This is a genomic window from Endozoicomonas atrinae (assembly GCF_001647025.1).
GTDB classification, from domain to species: domain Bacteria; phylum Pseudomonadota; class Gammaproteobacteria; order Pseudomonadales; family Endozoicomonadaceae; genus Endozoicomonas; species Endozoicomonas atrinae.
Genome location: NZ_LUKQ02000922.1, coordinates 1 through 249 on the forward strand (window position 1 = coordinate 1; position 249 = coordinate 249).

Consider the following 249-nt stretch of genomic DNA (forward strand, 5'->3'; position numbering starts at 1 on the left):
AGTGAGCCTACTAGATATTTTTATAAGGAATTGGTAACAATAACTGAGCGTCAGAGTAGGCGAGATCGTAATATTCCAAAGCTTTAGACTTAATGTAACTTCGTTCAGGAGCCGCTAGTATCATAAAGGGAATGTAATTTAAATTGTGTAAACGCTTGTCGTTAATACTCCAAAATGGAGAATAACAATGAGCGTTGAAATCAACGAAAAACTGGTAGATCAAATAGCCAGTCAGATTAAAACTCAGGA

Annotated in this window: 1 protein-coding gene; it reads right to left on the reverse strand. The window is 35.7% G+C overall.

Translation table 11 applies throughout. From position 1 onward, the window contains the following. Positions 1 to 10: 10 nt before the first annotated feature. A partial coding sequence (locus tag AK963_RS36490; RefSeq protein WP_238593926.1) for a hypothetical protein occupies positions 11 to 249 on the reverse strand: 239 nt, incomplete at its 5' end.